The sequence below is a fragment of the Sorangium sp. So ce363 genome (assembly GCF_051520435.1).
Lineage (GTDB): Bacteria > Myxococcota_A > Polyangia > Polyangiales > Polyangiaceae > Sorangium > Sorangium cellulosum_B.
Genome location: NZ_CP150333.1, coordinates 7,086,507 through 7,105,136 on the forward strand (window position 1 = coordinate 7,086,507; position 18,630 = coordinate 7,105,136).

15 protein-coding genes are annotated in these 18,630 nt (G+C 70.2%); 2 read left to right on the forward strand and 13 right to left on the reverse strand.

The genetic code is table 11. The features are described 5' to 3' along the window. Positions 1-30 precede the first annotated feature (30 nt). Together WMF12_RS26640 and WMF12_RS26645 are read right to left on the reverse strand one after the other, a co-directional pair. Positions 31-1,335, reverse strand: coding sequence for a GRAS family protein (locus WMF12_RS26640; RefSeq protein ID WP_437739485.1), 1,305 nt, complete (start codon positions 1,333-1,335; stop codon positions 31-33). Positions 1,336-2,296: 961 nt separating this feature from the next. Then, entirely contained in the window at positions 2,297-3,685 is a 1,389-nt protein-coding gene (locus tag WMF12_RS26645) for a sigma 54-interacting transcriptional regulator (RefSeq protein WP_437850032.1), read from the reverse strand. A 206-nt stretch (positions 3,686-3,891) separates the two neighbouring features. Here WMF12_RS26645 and WMF12_RS26650 point away from each other — a divergent pair, with 206 nt between their 5' ends. After that, entirely contained in the window at positions 3,892-4,539 is a 648-nt protein-coding gene (locus tag WMF12_RS26650) for a hypothetical protein (RefSeq protein ID WP_044965784.1), read from the forward strand. 128 nt (positions 4,540-4,667) lie between these two features. Here the strand turns inward: WMF12_RS26650 and WMF12_RS26655 are convergent, their stop codons facing one another. The 7 genes from WMF12_RS26655 to WMF12_RS26685 all read right to left on the reverse strand — a co-directional run bounded on the left by WMF12_RS26655 (position 4,668) and on the right by WMF12_RS26685 (position 12,590). Further along, positions 4,668-6,074 carry a hypothetical protein gene (locus WMF12_RS26655; protein WP_437850033.1) on the reverse strand — a complete coding sequence of 469 codons (1,407 nt, stop codon included), beginning with the start codon at positions 6,072-6,074 and terminating at the stop codon, positions 4,668-4,670. A 101-nt stretch (positions 6,075-6,175) separates the two neighbouring features. Continuing rightward, positions 6,176-9,112: a carboxypeptidase regulatory-like domain-containing protein gene (locus WMF12_RS26660; protein WP_437850034.1), complete on the reverse strand. Its 2,937-nt coding sequence runs from the start codon at positions 9,110-9,112 to the stop codon at positions 6,176-6,178. Positions 9,113-9,315: 203 nt separating this feature from the next. Continuing rightward, on the reverse strand, positions 9,316-9,747 hold the full coding sequence (locus WMF12_RS26665) for an ExbD/TolR family protein (protein ID WP_437748039.1): 432 nt from the start codon (positions 9,745-9,747) through the stop codon (positions 9,316-9,318). 10 nt (positions 9,748-9,757) lie between these two features. Further along, positions 9,758-10,219, reverse strand: coding sequence for an ExbD/TolR family protein (locus WMF12_RS26670; RefSeq protein WP_437850035.1), 462 nt, complete (start codon positions 10,217-10,219; stop codon positions 9,758-9,760). Next, positions 10,170-10,880: a MotA/TolQ/ExbB proton channel family protein gene (locus WMF12_RS26675; protein ID WP_437323078.1), complete on the reverse strand. Its 711-nt coding sequence runs from the start codon at positions 10,878-10,880 to the stop codon at positions 10,170-10,172. Before WMF12_RS26675 ends, WMF12_RS26670 begins: the two co-directional genes overlap by 50 nt. 57 nt (positions 10,881-10,937) lie before the next feature. Continuing rightward, positions 10,938-11,705, reverse strand: coding sequence for an energy transducer TonB (locus WMF12_RS26680; protein ID WP_437739492.1), 768 nt, complete (start codon positions 11,703-11,705; stop codon positions 10,938-10,940). A gap of 177 nt (positions 11,706-11,882) precedes the next feature. Further along, the gene (locus WMF12_RS26685) at positions 11,883-12,590 is read right to left on the reverse strand and encodes a response regulator (RefSeq protein ID WP_437850037.1); all 708 of its coding nucleotides are present in this window, start codon (positions 12,588-12,590) and stop codon (positions 11,883-11,885) included. 272 nt (positions 12,591-12,862) lie between these two features. Here WMF12_RS26685 and WMF12_RS26690 point away from each other — a divergent pair, with 272 nt between their 5' ends. Further along, positions 12,863-13,444, forward strand: coding sequence for a serine O-acetyltransferase (locus tag WMF12_RS26690; protein WP_272093992.1), 582 nt, complete (start codon positions 12,863-12,865; stop codon positions 13,442-13,444). A gap of 163 nt (positions 13,445-13,607) precedes the next feature. Here WMF12_RS26690 and WMF12_RS26695 read toward each other — a convergent pair whose 3' ends face one another. The 4 genes from WMF12_RS26695 to WMF12_RS26710 all read right to left on the reverse strand — a co-directional run bounded on the left by WMF12_RS26695 (position 13,608) and on the right by WMF12_RS26710 (position 18,601). Then, positions 13,608-15,080 carry a PrsW family glutamic-type intramembrane protease gene (locus tag WMF12_RS26695; RefSeq protein ID WP_437850039.1) on the reverse strand — a complete coding sequence of 491 codons (1,473 nt, stop codon included), beginning with the start codon at positions 15,078-15,080 and terminating at the stop codon, positions 13,608-13,610. Positions 15,081-15,561: 481 nt separating this feature from the next. Continuing rightward, positions 15,562-16,260: a LolA family protein gene (locus tag WMF12_RS26700; protein WP_437541581.1), complete on the reverse strand. Its 699-nt coding sequence runs from the start codon at positions 16,258-16,260 to the stop codon at positions 15,562-15,564. 288 nt (positions 16,261-16,548) lie between these two features. After that, positions 16,549-17,088, reverse strand: coding sequence for a crossover junction endodeoxyribonuclease RuvC (gene ruvC / locus WMF12_RS26705; protein WP_437850040.1), 540 nt, complete (start codon positions 17,086-17,088; stop codon positions 16,549-16,551). 4 nt (positions 17,089-17,092) lie between these two features. After that, positions 17,093-18,601: an FAD-binding oxidoreductase gene (locus WMF12_RS26710; RefSeq protein WP_437850041.1), complete on the reverse strand. Its 1,509-nt coding sequence runs from the start codon at positions 18,599-18,601 to the stop codon at positions 17,093-17,095. Positions 18,602-18,630: the final 29 nt, after the last annotated feature.

Consider the following 18,630-nt stretch of genomic DNA (forward strand, 5'->3'; position numbering starts at 1 on the left):
TTATGGGCTCACCTGTGCTGTGCGGCGCTCCTAGCGGCGGAACAGCCCCGACATGAACCGCGATGGCGGCGGGAGCTGCCGCGGACGCCACGCCGACGCGGCCACGATGGACACGCCGTTGCGCATGAGCAGGAGCGCGGGCTCGTCGCTCCGGACGTCGAACCCCTGGCTCAGGCGGAGCGCTCCGCGGACCAGCGACTCGTGCGGCGAGACGCGGAGCGGCTCGAAGCCGTTCATGCGGAGGCGGCGCTGCCAGGCGCCCCGGCGCTCGTGCCGCTCGACCCGCGCGGCCCCCTCGCCCACCACCACGTTCATCACCTCCTGCCCGAAGAAGACCTGCTCGATGGTCTCCCGCGCGGCGATGTGCGGCGGGAGCAGCGCCTCGAGCGCCTGGAATACCGCGTAATAGTGGCCGATCGCCTCCGACAGCCGCGGGAGGAACTGGTGCGCGTTGTGCTCCACATCCGGCTCGACGAGCGTCAGCACGCGCGGCGACAGCGCGCGGATCCTCGTGAGGATGGTGTCGCGGTTCGCGGTGGCGTGCACCGAGGCATCCGGCACGTGGTGCAATGCGAACGCCGCATTGACCGCGATGGGCGCCGTGGAGCGGGACGCGATACGGCTCCAGTCGACGCGCTCCACCGAGGACGCGACGCCGTGGAACTCGAAGGGGACCTTCAGCCGCTCCGCCCACCCCCCGATGAACGCGCCCGCCCAGCGCAGCCGTTGCTCGGGATCGGGGCCCCGGCACGGCAGATCGATGCCGGTCAGCCGGACCCGCGGCGGGCCGCCGGGCCGCGTCGCCAGCCGGTGTAGCAGGAATGGCCACTGCGTACCGCCGCCAACGCCGATGTCGATGACATGGATCTCCCCTTCGTCCTGGAACGCCTCGACGATGGCCGCGTTCGCGCTGAGGTAGCCGAACCGGATGAGCGGCGTCGCGTGGACGAGCAGCTGAAACGCCGCGAGCATGTCCCGCGGCCCGGCGCTGCGCAGGTACAGATTCCCGTCGCCGGAGCGATCTCCGTCCAGGCGGGCGAGCAGCGCCCGGCCAAACACGCCAGAGATGCGCTCGGACGCGTCCCCCGTATCGGGCTCGGCCCGCAGGATGCCCTCGATGAGGGCCCTCGCGCGCTCGCTATCCCCCGCCTCGATCGCCTCGCCCGCCGCCAGGAGGCGGCTCAGGAACGGGCGGCGACGCGAGTGGGTTTGGCGGGTCCCCGAGCTCGGCTGCTGCCCTGGGCTGGACGCGGTCGAGCTGGTGGGCCCCTCGATGTGCGCTCGTAGGCTAAGAGGCGCCTCTTCGGCCGATACGTGTCTACGGATCGCGTTCATGGTGTCCAGGGCTGTTCAACCAGGCAGCCCGCCGTCCTGGCTGGGCTCTCCGCGGGCAGCCGATTTCAGGCGAGAACGCATGACGTCGACCACCTCGCAGGAGCCAGGGGTTTCAATGTTTGCAGATGTCGCTGAGGGAGAGCCCGACGACGAGCAAGGGGCAGGCGCTCGGCGGCCGCGCGCCCGCGGCAAGGCCGCGAAGCGCGGCGCCCGCCCGTGACGCGACGGGGCCTGAGCTCGCAGGGAGACCCGACAGACAACTCTCTGTACATCGATGAAGCCGCCCGCCCGGTCAAGTCCAAGATCGTCATTGTGCGTCGCGCCCCCGTCCTCGTGTTCCGCGCGCCGTCCGAGCCTGTCTTCTGGCGACAAACGTAGGCACTCGTAGGCGTCCCGCGAGGCGCGCGTGATCGCGCCGCAGGCGGAAGCCCCGCCGGGCCCGGCGCGCGCGGATCGCGAGGAGCGCGGCCTCGATGACGCAGGCCGCGCGCGACGCACGTGCCACGGCACACTTCATCGATGGTCTCTTCAGGGCGCATCGTGGGCTCCGACCTGGCGAGCACGCGCCGGACTCGTTGAGTTGACCGTGGTCGTGACAGCACCTCGCTGGGGACGGGGCTTACACACCACATTACAACCCGCATAATCAGCTCTGTAAAGTCCCTATACATGGGCGTTCGGTCGATCGAGCCCACGTTGCGTCGCCAGATGAAGGCAACCCTGCGACGATCGGGCGCTCCTTCGCCCGAGAAACAGCGCCGCGAAGGCCTTCAGGCCTTCGAAAGGAGCAGAGCGTTTGCTGGAGGTGATGTATGGAACGACCGCCCCCTCGGGCTCAGCAGCCTACGCCGGGAGTGACTTCGTCATCGCAACGCAGCCGGAAGACGAGCGCTCTCCAGCGACGCGGCGGCACCATTGACGCACTCCTGCACCTGTGCATGCGACGGCGGGCGCCAGCGGTTCAGTCGTTATCGGACAGGTCGCTTCCCTCGGCGAAGTGGGAGCGATCGACGCCATTCTTCTCGAGCCAGCGTCGAATTCGATTCCTGTGCACTCCGAGCCTGATGGCCGCGCGAGACACATTGCCTCGCTCGAGGCGAAGCGCCTCGGCGATCTCATCTTCGGGCGGCGCCTGTCCTGCGCGCGCCGGTCGAACATCGCTCGCCGTCGGCCGGGCCTGCGGCTCGATCGACTCCGGGCTCAGCCCGATGCCGGCGAGCGGATCCAGATCCTTGGCCTCGACCGTGCGCCGCCCCTCGTCGAGCGCGCGCGTCACGGCGCGCCGCGCCTCGCCGACGAACTCGCGCAGATTCCCCGGCCATCGGCGCATCGCGCACGCGATGATCATCGAATGGTGAATCGCCGGCGGCGCGCTTTGAGCGGCCGCGCCGACCGCCTTTGCGCATTGCGCCAGCAGCCACGGGATCTCCTCGGTCCGCTCGCGGAGGGGCGGGAGCCGGACCTCGGGCCGGCCGATACGGTAGTAGAGATCATCCCGGAAACGGCCCTGGGCGACGCGGGCGCGGAGGTCGTGTGTCGCCGCGCAGATCCGGATCTGCACCGGGCGAGGCGCGACCGCGCCGAGCTCGAGGACCTGCCGGGTGTCGATCGTCCGCAGCAGCTTCGCCTGGACGGCCGCGTCGAGCTCCGCCACCTCGTCGAGGAACAGCGTGCCTCCGTGGGCGGCCTGCACATAGCCGTCGGTGTCGTGCGTCGCGCCGGAGTAAGCGCCGCGCCTGGCGCCGAAGAGGAGCCGCTCCGCCAGGCCCTCCGGGATGGCCGCGCAGTTGACGGCGACGAATGGGCCGCGCGCCTGCGGCCCCGCCTCGTGGTAGGCGCGCGCCGCGAGCTCTTTGCCCGTGCCGCTCTCGCCCGTCACGAGGAGGCTGTCTCCCCCGGCCGCGGCGCGGATGATCGTGTCGTAAATCAGCTGCAGCCTCGGCCCGAGGACGCTCTCCTTTTCGAGGCGCACGCCCCCGCGCGCGAAGCTCCGGATGTCGCTGAGCGCGAGGAACACCGACGTCCCCGCGCCGACGACCTGGATCGCGTCCCTCCGCACCTCGCCGCGGATCGTCTCGCCGTTGACCGACGTCCCGTTGGTGCTGCCGAGGTCCTCCACGGTCCAAGCGCCGCCGTCGTACGCGATGCGGGCGTGTCGCCGCGACATGAGCGAGTCGTCCATGAGCGGCACGCCGCCGACGCCTCCGCGACCCACCACCACCGAGCCACGATCCAGCGGGATGGGAGCGCAGCGCGGCTGATCCCCCGAGAAGATCAGGACGATGCCGGGAACAGGCTCGGCGACCGAGGGCTCCGGTGCAACCGAGACGCGGACGGTGGAGTGGTCCATCGGGCGCAATCTTACCCGTTGAAGAACCTGGCCGGCCAGTGGCCGGCCATCCCAACGGCCTGCAAAGGCTCTCTGGGCAGAACTCCCAGCAAATCCAGGTCGCCCCGTTCGCCAGGTTCGGCACAAGTTGTGCTTGTTCCCTCGGCATGGTGGCCTCTGCAAGAGCTCGCATCCATCGGGACCGGGGGGCTGCCCTCGAGGTGAACATGGGATCCGGCCGCAACATCGAGGAGGCGAGCCGCCGCTCGTCCCGGCGTCTGCACACATCCCGCACCCTGCCGAGCCTCCCCACCCACCCCGGTCTCCAGAGCGTCAGCGGCCTCCGCGGCGCTCTCGAGTTCCTGGAGTGGCCGGCGTCCGAGTGGACGCCCAAGGACCTCCAGGACTGGTTCGTGGACCACCTCGTGACCCCGGGCCTGATGAAGCGCCCCCAGATCGTGCGCGAGCCCGGCGCGACGCCCGTCATGCTCGATCCCCGGGCCGACGGCGGCAGCAACCTCGAGGAGCTCATCCACAAGGCCCGCGGGCGCGTCATCACGGCCCTCCGGGGGCTGATCGCGCCCGTCGCCGACGATCGGTTCCTGAACGCGGCGATCTACGGGGGCAGGGTCCGCCGGGCCGCGGTCGGCGGCCGTCCCGTCTGGGTCGCCTCGCCGCGCGAGATCGACTTCCTCGGCGACATTGTGCTCAGCTTGCTCGCCGCCGACATCCTGCTCGACCGGGAGTTCTATCGCGCACACCTGTGCATCTGCGAGGTGTGCGGAAGGGTGTCATTCAAGGAGACCGCGGACGCGCGAGGCGTATGCAGCGAGCATCGCAGCAGTGTGTCCGGGTTTACGCCGCGGGTGCGCTGAGCGCCTGCGGCGGAGTCGTGACGCCAGAGACGATAAAGGCCGGCTGAAGAGCCGGCCTTCGTCATTTCTCTCGCCACGGATCCGGTCCGCCCGCCGCATCGCGGAGGGCCGGCGCGGACGGCGCCGCGTCAGTTCGCGTCGAACGAGACCCAGGCGCCCGTCGCCCAGGTGTCATCGGCCTTGAAGGCGCCGATGTAGCTCGCCTCCGGGTCGAAGAAGCCGTCATCCGGCGGGGTCGCCGCGTTCTCGGTGAGCGTGGCCTCAGGCCGGAAGTCGGGCGTGGCGGCGAAGCAGTCGGCGAGCCCGGGATCCTCGGTGCTGTTGGTCGCCTCGCCCTCGAACCACGCGACCTCGTCCGCGCCAGCGTCGTCGTCGTCGTCGAGCTTCGACTCGGTCGCCGCCTCGGTGTCGGTCTCTTCGTAGGCGATGTTCGCCTCGATGTTGCCGAAGAAGATCGAGCTCGCGAGCTCGACCTCGGTGAGCTCGTTACGGAGATCCACCCCCGCCTCGAAGCCGGTGACGATGGTGTTGAAGATGTGGGCCTTCGTCGAGCGGCGGAGCAGCATGCCGTACTGCTGCTTGTCGACCTCCTTGTTCTTGCCGCACAGGGTCGCGTTGTAGATCGTCGGCTCGCTGAGGGGCGTGTTGGCCGACGAGTCGGCGTCGTTGTCGCCCTCGAAGCCGTTCGTCTCGTCGGCGACGGACGGGTCCTGCTGGAGCGCGAGGAACTGGAGCTTGCCGGTGTAGCCGAGGTCAAAGTCGAAGCCGTCGTCGCCGTTCTGCGCGCAGATGAGGTGCTTCGCGTTGACGGTGCCGCCGAAGAACTCGAAGCAATCGTCGAGCGTGTGGTGCACCATCACGTGATCGACGGTCGTCCCGGAGCCCACGCCGGCGAAGGTGAGGCCGTTGACCTCGTTGTCCTGGGAGAGGAGGATCCCGCTGTACTCGACGCGCACGTACTCGAGGACACCGCTGTTGTCCGCCGGCTTGTCGCCGCCGTACTCCGTGCCTTCGCCGGTGATGCCCTCGACGCTGGCCTTGCCGCCTTCGACGTTGACGGGCGCCTCGCCGAGCAGGATGACGCCGCCCCAGTCGCCGGCGGCGCGATCGCCCTCCTCGCCCTGGCTCGTGAACACGATGGGCTTGCTCGCCGTGCCCTTGGCGTTGATCTTGGCGCCGGGCTTCACGACGAGCGTGGCGAGGCTCACCTTCTCGCCCATGATCGTCGTGCCGGGCTCGATGGTCAGGGTGGCGCCGCGCTCGACGAAGACGATTCCCTTCATGAGGTAGCACTTGTCGGCGGTCCACTTCGCGCTGGCGGTGATCGCCTCGCTGACCTCCACCGGGGAGGAGCAATCGGCGCTGACGTCGCCACCACCGCCGCCGTCGCCACCGCCGCCCTCGCCGCCACCGCCACCGTCACCGCCGCTGGCGGAGCTGCTCGCGGACGAGGTGCTCGTCGAGGTCGGGGAGACCGAGTCGTCATCGCCGCACGCGGCGAACGCCGCGACGGAGAGCGCCGAGGCGCAAACCAAGCCCAATTTGAATGTACGCAATTTATTCTACCTCCTCCTCCAACATGGCGCATGTAGGAAAACTCGTGACGAGCGCGGCGTGACGATTCAATGGCAGGTGCTCAGTAGGTGAGCGCCGCGCTCAACGTCACAGTCGTCCCAACGCTGTACTGGCTGGCGATCTTGTCCTCATCACCGTCGCTCCCCTTGGTGACGCGGACGGGCGCATCGATGAGGTTCTCGCCGGCCAGCTTCACCTCGACGTGCTCGCCGAGGCGCTGGGCCAGGGTCAAGTCGATCTGGTGCCGCGGCTGCTCGTACTCGTCCGCCAGCCCCTTGCGACCCACCCGCTTGAGACGGGCGCCGAACACGTTGTAGAGGAGCCGGGCGCTCGTGCCGGTCGACTCGCTGGCGTAATCAAGCCCCAGGTTCACCACGAAGGGGGATTGCCCCTGGAGCGGGTGCGTCGGGGTGCTCTCGATGGTGACCCCTCCCTCGTTGTCATCGGGATCGATCGTCACTTCCGACTGCACGAACGTGAGGTTTCCGAGCGCCGTGACCTCCTTCAGGAGCGGGGTGACGAAGCCCAGGCCCTTCCTGAGCTCGAGCTCGACCCCGGCGACGTGACCGGCCTCTGCGTTCACGTAGCTGAGCCTGCCCCTGCCGCCGTTCGGGAAGATGATCTCCTCGATCGGATCCTGGAAGTGCTTGTAAAAGACGCTGACCGCGGCAACCTCGCCCGCCGTCGGGAAGATCTCGAAACGGAGATCGGCGTTCACGATGCTCGTCCGCCCGAGCTCCGGATTGCCTTCCACCTCCATCCCGCTATATCCCTCCTGATACAAAGTAGGGCTGAGCTCGCGGAGCTGGGGCCGAGCCAGCGTCTTGGACACGCCTAGCCTGACATTCGAGATCGAGCTCGCCTTGACGATGATGTTGGCCGCAGGCAGGAGATCGACCTTATCGCTCTCGGCCTTTTTCTCGGGGCTCGCAGGGGAGTACCTGTCGAACGCCCTCAGCGACAGCGTGGAGGCCTCGATCCGGGCACCGAGCACCGCGCGGAGCCATCGTGTGATGGCGGCGTCGGTCATCACGTAGCCTGCATAGAGATCGCTGTTCGCCGTGTAGGAGTCGGTCTCGCGCGTGATCTCCTCCAGCTCGAGCGCCGTGCCGATGTTCTCGTCCGAGAACAGCTGGCCCGGCTCCTGGCGCAGGATCGTCGAGTCCGAACCCGGGCTCTGCTTGAACCGGAACCGGCGCGAGTTGAACTCGCGCTCTCGAAGGTTGAACAGACCGCCCAGCTTCACCCGGGTCGGGGTGTCCCCACGGACGAGAGGCTGGGTATAGGAGAGCTGCCCGCCGTAGTTCACGTCGGTCATGTCGCTGAAGAAGTGGGCGCCGCTCAGCGTGCCCTCGTCCCACGAGAAGGCTCCGCTGGTGTCGTCCCGGATGTAGACGGTCTCCCTCGTATCGGGCTCGTCCGAGGACGCGTGGGAGATGGACGCCTTCCAGTCGAGGGTGCCGCCGTCCAGCGCGCCGATGCGGTGCTCTCCCTGGAGCTGACCCAAGGTGAGGGCCCGGGAGATGAACCGCTGCAGCGTGTCGCGAAACGCGCTGCCGCCATCCAGAGGGTTCCCGCTGATCTCGCTGGCCAGGTCTTCCGACGAGCGGCTGTGGAGTCCGGTGATCGTCACCTTGTGGTTCTGATCCGGGTTGTAGGTGACGCTGGCGAAGGTGCCCCACGACACCTGGTCACGGATGCTTCCGGTGCTGGTGTCGACGTCGGGTACGGGCTCGCCGCCCAGAGGATGGGGCAGGAAGGTTCTCGTGCGCTCTTCAGCGCGCGGAGCGAACTTCCGGCCATAGCTCAGGGTGGCGATGTAACCGAGGCGCTGCTCGCCGCCGAGCTTCAGGGTGTCGCCGACGACCAAGCTGCCGCTCCCGTTCGGCGGGGTGAACGACCGCGTCGTCACCATCGACGAGTTGATCGCCCGCCCATAGGCCGTCATCTCGTCCCTTGTGACGGTGCCGCCACCCGGCTTGGAGCCGAGCCGCACCACCTTGTACTCGGGGATCTCGCGTGGAAGCGCGCGCGCGCCGCCGTCGATCCCGAGCCAGTCGGTGCTCGATCCGGCGTAGGTCAGGCGATCGCGGAACGTCGCCTGGCTGTTCAGCCCGAGCGACAGCGATGCCTGAAAGAGGAACTTCGTCGGGAGCTCGCGCGTGTTGATCTGGACCGAGCCGCCCGCGAAGTCGCCGGGGAGATCGGGCGTGAACGTCTTGACGACGGTGATGTCGCTGAGGACCAGCGACGGAAAGAGGTCCAGCGGGACGGCCTGCCGATCGGGCTCGGGGCTCGGCAGCGGGGCGCCGTTCAGGAGCGCGTTCGTGTAGCGCTCGCCCAGGCCACGGACGTAGACGTACCTGTTGTCGACCACGGTCGCGCCGACGATGCGCTTCGCGGCCTCGGCGGCGTTGCGATCGGGTGTCTTCGCGATCTCCTTCGCGCCGATGGCGTCGCCCACGTGGGCCGCGTTCTTCCGGATGAGCAGCTGCGCCGCGACGCTCGCCCGCTCCGGCTCGAACTCGACCTCGATGACCTCCTCTGTCTGCTGATCGGGATCGAGGCCGACATCGACCTGGACCACCTGCCCGGCGGTCACACGTACGTCCTGCACGCGCTGCGGCTCGTACGCCTCGTACCAGACCCGCAGCTGATGGGTGCCCGGCGGGAGCTCCAGGCGATACCGCCCGTCGAGGTCCGCGATCGCCTTGAGCTTCGTCCCCACGACGGACACCTGGGCGTCGAGCAAGGGCTCTTTCGTGGCGGTGTCCGTGACGACGCCCCACACCACGCCTTTCCCCGCGGGCGGCGGGCGCGACGGGCTCGGCTCGTCGAGCCCCGCGACGTCCTCCGCCGCAGGACCGCCGGCCTGAGGCGCCGCGCCGTCTGGCTGCGGCGCGGCGGCTCCGGGGTCGCCCTGCGCGAGGGCCGTGGCCCCCCAGCAAAGCGGTGTCACCAGCGCTGCGACTACCCCCGAGATCCTTCTGCGACTCATGCACCTGTCCCTTCGCGCGCTCCGAGCCCGGGCGCGACTCTCGATTCGATGGCCGGGCGCACGCGCGCCCGTCTGATGAGGAGAGCGGAGGGCCAACTCGCGCCCTCTCCCGTCCCGTGCACCCCGCCGCGCTCGCGCGCTCGAGCGACGCGGCGGCGGCTCCCGCGCGCCTCGACTTCACCTCTTCGGGCCTCTGCCCTGGCTCAGCGCGCGGGCTTCTCCGTCAGGACGGCGATCGTCTTGGCCCCGCCCATGCGCGCGGCGTCCATGGCCTCCACGGCGACCGCGTAGACGGCCTCGTCATCCGCGTCGAAATAAAGAACGTTGTCCGAGCGCGCCGCGAAGATGCGCGCGAGCCGCTCCTTCAGCTCGCCGCGCTGCACCTCGGCCTGATTGATGCGGAGGACGCCGCGCCGATCCACCGTGAGCACCACGGGCTTGTCGGCGTCGATGGGAGGCGGCGCGAGCTTCGCGGTGTCGTCCTTCTTGGGCAGATTCAGCCAGAACTGCTTGGCGAGCAGCGGTGTCACGACCATGAAGATGATGAGGAGCACGAGCACCACGTCGACGAGCGGCGTCACGTTCATGCTCGGCGCGACACCGCCCTTCTTGCCTCCGCCCTGCGGAACGCTCATTCCCACGGCGCTATCCCTCCTCCGGCTCCGCGGACGCCCCGCCGCCCCGCTGGCTCACCTGCAGCGAGATCCCGGCGAACCCGACCTCCTGGCACAGCGCGAAGGCCTCCCGCACGCGGCCGTACCTCACCGAGGAGTCGCCCTTGATGACCACCCGGCGCTCCGGCTCGGCGGCGCGGATGGCCCGCAGCCGCTCGCCGAGCGAGCCGAGGTCGGCGACAGCCTCCTTCTCGAGGAACACGGTGCCCGCGCCGGTGATCGTCACGTAGATCGGATCGAGCTTCGACTTCGCCTTCGGATCCGGCTGAAACACCGCCGGCAGCTCGACCCGCTCGCCGTGCTCCATCTGGGGCGCGATCACCATGAAGATGATGAGGAGCACGAGCACCACGTCGACGAGCGGCGTGACGTTGATCTCCGGCTCAGGCGGCTGCTGCCGACCCGAGCGACTGCTCTCCGCTCGAACGCCCATGTTCGTTCTCCATCTCGTCGATGAGCTCACCCGCGCTGCGCTCGAGCGCGAGCTCTACCGCAGCGATACGGGTGGTGAGGTAGTTGAAGCAAAGCACCGCCGGGATGGCGACCGCGAGCCCGAGCGCGGTGACGATGAGCGCCTCGGAGATGCCGGCGCTCACGGCGCCGAGGCCGCCCGAGCCGGTCGAGGCGATGGTCTGGAAGGCGGTGATGATGCCGATGACGGTGCCGAGCAGCCCGACGAACGGGGCCACCGAGCCGACCGTCGCGAGCACCGAGAGGCCGCGGCGCAGGTCGGCGGAGATCGCCTCACGGCGCCGAGACACCTCGCGGCGCGCGAGCTCCACCGGCGGCACGCCGCCCTCGCCGGCCTCGACGGCGCGCTGGAAGCGGCGCACGGCCGCACCGACGAGCCGGGCGAGCGCGGAGCGTCCATAGCCGTCGGCGATCGAGACGAGCCGCGCGGTGTCCCAGGCCTCCATCACGGGGCGCGCCTCCCTCGCGAAGCGCCGGGTCTCCGACGCCTGACGCGCGAGCGCGATGAGCCGCTCCACCACGACGGCGACGCTCGCCAGCGCCATGAGCACGAGGGCGAACGCGACGAGCTTGCTCAAAAGCCCCATGGTCGCCCAGATGTGCCCGAGATCAAACTGCATCATGGTTAACCTCCTTCGTTCCTCGGGCGAGAGGCCGCGTCCGCGGCCGCGCGCTCGACGTCATCTCTTCGCCTTGAACGGGATCCGGACCGTCTTGAAGGTCGACACCGGCCTCCCCTCGTGGATCGCCGGCCGGTAGCGCCACGTCTTCACCGTCGCGAGCACCACGTCGTTGAACAGCGGATGGCCGCGGACGATGGTGACGTTCGTGACCTCGCCGGTCTCGGTCACCACGAACCTGACGACCACGGTGGCCTCTATCCCCGCGCTCCGCGCCGCCTCGGGGATGGGAGGGAGGGAATTGGAGAGCGCGACAGGCGGCGTGGCGTTCTCGGGGAGGTGAATCGGCCCTTTCGGCTGCGGAGGCGGCGGCGGTGGCGGCGGCGCGGGCGCAGCCACGGCGGCCGTCCCCGTGCCGCCGGGGACCCCGCCGGGCACGCCGCCCGGTACGCCTCCCGGCTCTCCGTAGGTGTCATCGTCGCTCGCCTTGGCCTGGCTCGGGTCCGCCTCCGCCGGCGCCTCGCTGGGCACGGCGGTCGGCGCGACGAGCGCCGGGCGCCGGGGCGCCGCGGGGCGAGGCGCCGGAGCCTCCGCCGCCGGCGGCGGGGGCGCGGGCGCCGGGGCGACGGGGGGCGCCTCGGGGAGCTGGGTGGCGAGCTTGACCTCGACGACCTCCTCCTCGGGTGGAGGAGGCGCGATCGCGCCGCTCAGGCGGGCAGCGGCGAGCGTGATGGCCGCGAACAGCAGGAGCCCTGCCGCAACCCCGATCGCGAGGCGCTTTGCCCGCTCAGGATCGGCCTCCCCTGCATTCCACGTTTCAAGGTGCATCGAGGCTCCCGGCACACGTTGGCGACAACACCAGAGCTCCACCTGACCTCATGAGAGGGACCAGCAGGCTTCAACAATGTCGCCCAGCATGTGAATCACCGTCTGCACGGTACACTGGCCGCCGTTGCGGCCCGGTGACGGTGGGGCAACGATTGTCGTGCTCGCCCGGCAGGGCGCTCAGGCGCTGCGGCTCTCGGGGAGGTCGGGCGAAGCGGCGAATCGATAACCGATACCGCGGACGGTCTGGATATAATCGCCGGCGCGGCGCAGCTTGTCGCGAAGCCGCTTGACGTGGGTGTCCACGGTCCTCGTCGTGATGCTCACGTCGATGCCCCAGACGCCGTCGAGGAGCGCGGTGCGCGTCTGCACGCGCTCGCGCGCCTCGTACAGCGCGACGAGGAGCTTGAACTCGAGGAGCGTCAGCTCGACCTCCTCGCGCTCGACCCACACGCGGTGAGCGCCCTCGTCGATCCGCAGGCACCCGAACTCGATGCTCCGCTCCCCATCCCCGGAGGACTTCGCGCGGCGGAGCACGGCTTGCACGCGCAGCACGAGCTCCCGCACGCTGAACGGTTTGACGACGTAGTCGACGGCGCCGAGCTCGAAGCCGACGATGCGGTCGACCTCGTCCCCGCGCGCCGACACGATCATCACGGGGATCCGCTGGGTGCCATCGCTCTGCTGGAGAGCACGGCACACGTCGGTCCCCGGGATGTCGGGCAGCATGAGATCGAGCAAGACGAGATCGGGCCGCTGGTCTACGGCCAGCCGGACCCCCTCACCGCCCTGCCCCGCGAGGAGCACCTCATGCCCGGCTTGCCTGAGGTTGTAATCGAGCACCTTCTGGAGCGCCGGCTCGTCCTCGATGACTAAAATCCGCGCCATGGTGAAGAGCGCGTGTACCCGAGCGATGTGACGGACCGATGACCGGATGGCAACAGGGCGGTGCGGCGCCGAAAAGACCGCACGGGCACGCAGGCGCAGCGGACGCACGACGGGATGTAGCAGGGGAGCGCAGGCGCGGCGAAAGGTCACGCGGGCGCGGCGCGGCGCGGCGCGGCGCGACGAGACGAGACGAGACGAGACGAGACGAGGTGCCCCGCGGGCGCGCGGCGAAAGGTCGCACGGGCGGGGCGAGATGCGCTAGGCTCGTCGGGATGCTGCGGACTTTGCGACTCATCGCGGCCGACGTGCGCCAGAAGGCCACATGGTGCTACGGCAGCGATCCACTGCCGACTATCCTGAAGACGCTGGCGACCGACGGCACGGCGGCGATGGTCCTCTACAGGTTCACGCAGGCCGCGCGAGCCCACCGGATGCCGGTGCTCGAGATGGTGCTCAACAAGGCGACCAACCTGGCCGGCGGCTGCGTGATCGGGCGCGGCGCGGACTTCGGGCCCGGGTTCGTGCTCATCCACTCGAACGGCGTTGTCATCAATGGCAACGTCCGAGGCGGATCGAACGTGCTCATCGAGCACCAGGTGACCATCGGCGCCGATCGGCGGCAGACACCGGTGCTCGGGAGCGACCTTTTCATCGGCGCGGGGGCGAAGATCGTCGGCGGGGTCACGGTCGGTGACGGCGCCAGGATCGGCGCCAATGCCGTGGTCGTGCACGATGTCGCGCCGAACACCACGGTCGTGGGCATCCCCGCGAAGCCCGTGCAGCGGCGCGAGGACCGCGCCGCCCAGCCCGCCGCGCGCCCAGCCGCGGACGGGACCAACACCTCGCAGAGCTGACCGCCGCCACGCCGGCTCGAGGGTTCCAGAGCGGCGGTCACCCGCACAGGAGACGGGTCCAGATCGGCGTTTTCGGCGCGGAAGCGCACTCACGTGCGCTGAGCACCGAAAACGTCGAGATGGGCCCGTATCCGACGCGGGTGACCGCCGCTCTACCGGCGCTCTATCGAGGCGCCCGGGCGAGGAGCTCTTGCCTGAGCTGCGCGATCTCTTGCCGGAGCGGGCCGATGAAATCGGCGCTCAGGGTGCGGTTCCGGCCCTGCAGCGCGCGCGCCGTGTGCCACTTGCTGAGCGCGAGCCGCGCGCCGGCGCGGATGAAGCTCCGCCCCGTGGCGCCGCGCCAGCCCAGGGTGCACCGGAGCCGGCCGATCGGCGAGCAGACGAGCTCGAGCTCGTCCTGGGTGAGCATGCCGAGCGCGACCTCGTCGCGCAGATGATCCCGGATCACCCAGCCCTTGCGGATCACGAGCGCCACGATGATCCCGAAGAACGACGCGACGAAGCACAACCAGAGCAGGAGCCACGGCATGAAGATGTCCCCCATCGCGCGCCCCAGGGCGGTGGGGAGGAAGTTCCACACCGCGTGCAGCGCGACGCCGAGCAGGTAGCCGCCGATCGGGGCCGCCGCGCGCACCCACGTCTTTGACGACTCCCGGGCGAGCCCGAAGCCGATGCCGGTCATCGACGTGAACAGCGGGTGGAGCCAGGGCGTGAAGACGCCCCGCAGGACGAACGTGCCGGCGAGAACGTCGCTGCCCTGCATCGAGGCACGCGCGTAATAGAGCACGTTCTCCACCGCGGCGAAGCCGAGCGCGCAGAACGTGGCGTAGATGATGCCGTCGACGATCCCATCGAACTCCCGGCGCAGGAAGTAGAAGAAGCCGAACACGCCGAGCCCCTTGAAGAGCTCCTCTGCGAACGGCGCGCTGACCGATGCGCTGACGAGCTCGCCGGCCGGCTCGCCGAAGTTGCTCGAGACGCCGATGTGGACGCCCGTGTTGATCAGGATCGAGAAGCCGGTCGCCGCGAGCGCGCCCCAGAGGAACGCCATCAGCAGGCACCACCACGGCTCGGGATCGTACCGATCGATGATCATCGGGACGAACAGGTAGAGGACGAGCGGTGGGAACGCGAAGAGCGCCCCGACGAGCATGGCGCTCAGCATGCTCCCCCCGGACTCGATGACGCCGAGGAGCGTGAAGAGCACGTTGAGGACCGCGCCCGCGATGAGGCCGATGGCCCACAGCCACAGCCCGGCGATGCGCAGCCGCCGGTCCGGGTCGAACCTCCGAACGGCCGCCGGGTAGCCTGCGTGGTGATGCGCGTATGCGTGACCCTGCTGCCCCCGCGCGTAGCCCTGGGGTGCCAGCGGGTACGCGTGGCCCTGCGACCCCTGCGAATACGCGTGCCCCTGCGGCCCCTGCGCATAGCCCTGCGGCCCCTGCGCATAGCCTTGCGGCCCCTGCGCATAGCCCTGCGGCCCCTGCGGATACGCGTGCCCCTGCGGTCCGTGCGTGTAGCCCTGCGGCCCCTGCGGATACGCGTGCCCCTGCCCGTAGCCCTGCGCTGGCTGCGCGTGCGCGTACCCCTGCGGCGCCTGCCCGCGGCCCTGCTGCCCGTGCGGCGGTTGCCCCATGGAGCTCTGCCCCGCACCTTGCGCCGGATACCCCGAAGGGCCCTGCCCGCCCCCCTGCGCGCGCTCGCTCAAGCGCTCCGCCGGCCGGGGTTGTTGCGGCACGCCGGGGGAATCGGGACGATGTCCGTGGGGATTGTTCATGGATCGAGCGCTCTCGCGAAAGCCTCGTGACAGCGGGTGACCGTTCAGCCGAGGCGAATCCCCGCCGCGCGCGTGGAGCCGAAAGCAGCGGTGACGATCCGCGCCGGGCGACGCCAGCCTCGGAGCTGTCGCTCACGCCCGTGGGATCGAAGTATCACGGAATATTTCTACCACGGCAGGGACGCGCCGGGCATATATCCCAGCAGCTTCGCCACGGCGCGCTGCCGGCGAGGAGCGCGGAGGCTGTGACGCTCCGCTTCCACGGGTTCCACGAGCTGTCGGGGGTCGGCGGGGTAACGCGGCAGCGGCTCCTCCGCGCCGGGAACGTGGCGGGAGAACGTCAGGGGCGGACGACGCGCGTGCCCGGTGGAGGCGTGAAATCGAACTCGGTCTTCCCGACCGGCTGATTCACGACCGGCGACGAGAAATCGAACCGGTTCCGGTTGCCCTGCGCGTCGAGGATCAGCACGCGGCGGACCTGGTTGGTCTGCCCGTCCACGTAGAGGAGCATCTTCTGATACGCAGGGGTCGCCTCCTTCGGCGTCCCCTCGAGGACATAGCCGCCCTCGAACTTCATCTGCGCAGGATCGAGCAGGCGCAGCGAGAAATCCTTCGTGAGCTGCCCCTTGCCCATCAAGAACGCGAGCGCCGCCGGATACTGAGAGCCCTTCACCGGGGTCTCGAACATCTGCTCGTTGTCCTTCTCGTAGACCTTGATCGTGATGCCGTCAGAGACGACGCGGTTTCCGTTCGGCGCGTCGTAGATCCAGCTCATCTTGCCCGGCTTCTCGAAGGTCACCTTGCCGGTGGAGACCTTCTTCACGTCCTGGACCTTGATCGTGTAGGTCTGGGTGAAGCTCGCCTTGAAGGTCTTCGTGGAGTCGTAGAACTGCTGGACGCGCCTGCCGAGCTCTTCGGCGGTGGGACCCGCGGCCTGGGACTCGCCGGCGGTCGCGAGCGTCGCGAGCACGACCGTGAGGGGCGCCGTCAGCCCGATGAGGCACGCGGCGGCGAGGCGGTTGAGTGAGGTTCGCGTCATCCTTCCCGATCTCCTTTGATGTCCAGAGGCGTCTCGCCCCCGCTCGTCGGCGGCGGGGGGCGCCGGCGATGCACCGCCGGTTCCGTGCCCTGGCAGCCGCACCCTCGCTGAAGCCGGGGCGCGCCGCACGTTTTCATGTTGGACGCGGCGCGGGAGCGTCCGATGCAGGCTCCATAGCACACGGGATGTGCGCCCGGACCGCCCCCGCCCGCCCCCCTGTCACGCAGTCAAACGAGGCGCCGCGCCTTTCGTCCCCATGCGCAACCAGGGAGCCGCGTCGGCCCACGCTCACCCGAGGCGCGCCCGTCGCGGCCGGGCGCGGCGCGGGACGGGCGCGCCCGACGCCGCCAGCGCCGCCGCGAAGCCCGCGGCGCTGAGGTGGGTCATCGCGATGGCCAGCGCGTCGGCAGCGTCCGGCCGCGGGGGCGCGGCGAGGCGCAGGACCGCGGTCATCACCTGCGCGACCTGCGCCTTCTCGGCCGCGCCCCGGCCGACGATGGTCCGCTTCACCAGCGCCGGCGGATACTCCGAGATCGGCACGCCCGCGCGCGCCAGCCGCAGCAGCACGACCCCACGCGCGTGGCCGAGCTTCGCCGCGCTCTGCGCGTCCTTGGCGAAGAACAGGCTCTCCACCGCGGCCGCGTCGGGCGCGAGCGACGCGATCACCTTGCCGAGCTCGTCGTCGATCTCCACGAGCCGGGCGGCGAACGTCCCGCTCGTGTCGATGTCGATGACGCCGTGCGCGACGTGCTCGATGCGCGTGCCGTGCCGCACGAGCAGGCCCCAGCCGAGGTGGCGCGAGCCGGGATCGATGCCGAGGACCCGCATCGGCTCAGCAGGCCCCGTGCGAGGGCGCCACGACGTGGGTCGGGAAGCCCGGCGCGCGCTCGCCCCCCCCGTCGCGCTCGCCCCGCTCGGCCGCCTCGAGCGTCCGCCGCGGGAAGATCTTGTGCGGGTTGAGCAGGCCCTTCGGGTCGAACAGCGCCTTGATCTTGCGCTCGATCGCGATGAGCTCCGGCGACTGCTCGAGCGCGAGGAAGTCCGCCTTCGACGTCCCGATGCCGTGCTCGCCGCTCAGCGTGCCGCGCATGCCGATCACCGCGCGGAACAGGCGCGACAGCGCCGTCTCCACCTGGGGGACGAGGTCCGGGTCGTTCCAGAGCAGGTTGACGTGGAGGTTGCCGTCCCCGGCGTGGCCGTACGTCAGCATGCGGACGCCCGTCGCCGCCGAGATCTCCGCGACCTCGTCGAGCAGCGCCGGGATCTTGTCGCGCGGGACCACGACGTCCTCCGAGATCTTGTAGCGCGCCATGGCGCGCGTCGTGGGCGAGAGCTGGCGGCGCGCCTCCCAGAGCCGCTCGCGCTGCGCCTCGTCCTGCGCGACGAGCACGTCGAGCGCCCCGGCATCCATGCAGACCTCCCCCACCCGCTCGGCCTGGACCTCGCAGTCCGCGGGCTCGCCGTCGACCTCGATGATCAGCATCGCGCCCGCGCGCTCGTCGACCCCGACGCCGCGCGCGCGCACCGCGTCGAGCGTGGGGCGATCGAGCAGCTCGAGGCAACGCGGGACGACGCCGGCGGCGACCAGGGCGCTCACCGCGCGCCCGCTGGCGCGCACGTCCGGGAACAGGCAGAGCAGCGTCATGACCGACGGGGGCTTCGCGATGAGCCGGAGCGTCGCCTCCGTCGTGATCGCCAGCGTGCCCTCGCTGCCGACGAGCAGCGCCGTGACGTCGTACCCCGTCACGCCCTTCACGGTGCGCCGGCCGGTGCGGAGGCGCGTGCCGTCGATGAGGATCACGTCGAGCCCGAGCACGTACTCGCGCGTGACGCCGTACTTGAAGGCGCGCGGGCCGGCCGCGTTCTCGGCGATGTTGCCGCCGAGCGCGCACATCTTGAGCGAGTTCGGATCGGGCGGGTAGAAGAGCCCCTCTGCCTCGACGGCCGCGTGCAGGTCGGCGAGGATGACGCCCGGCTCGACGACCGCGATCTGCTCCTCGCGGCTGATCTCCTTGATGGAGTTCATGCCGATCGTGGCGATGACGATCCCGCCCCCGACCGGCACCGCGCCGCCCGACTTGCCGCTGCCAGCGGCGCGCGGCACGACCGGCACCTCCGCCTCGCTCGCCGCCCGCACCGCCTTCTCGATGTCGGCGGCCGAGGATGCGAGCACGACCGCGTCCGGGCTCACCGGCGGCTGATCCGACTCGTCGCCCGCGTAGGCCGCGCACCCGTCGGCCGACGTGATGACCTTCGAGGGGCCGAGCGCGCGCTCGAGGAGCCGGCGCGCCTTGTCGATGGCCGACGCCGACGGGCGGGGGAACGTGGGGTGCTGTCGCATCTCCCCCATTTACCGCGGATCGCGCGGCG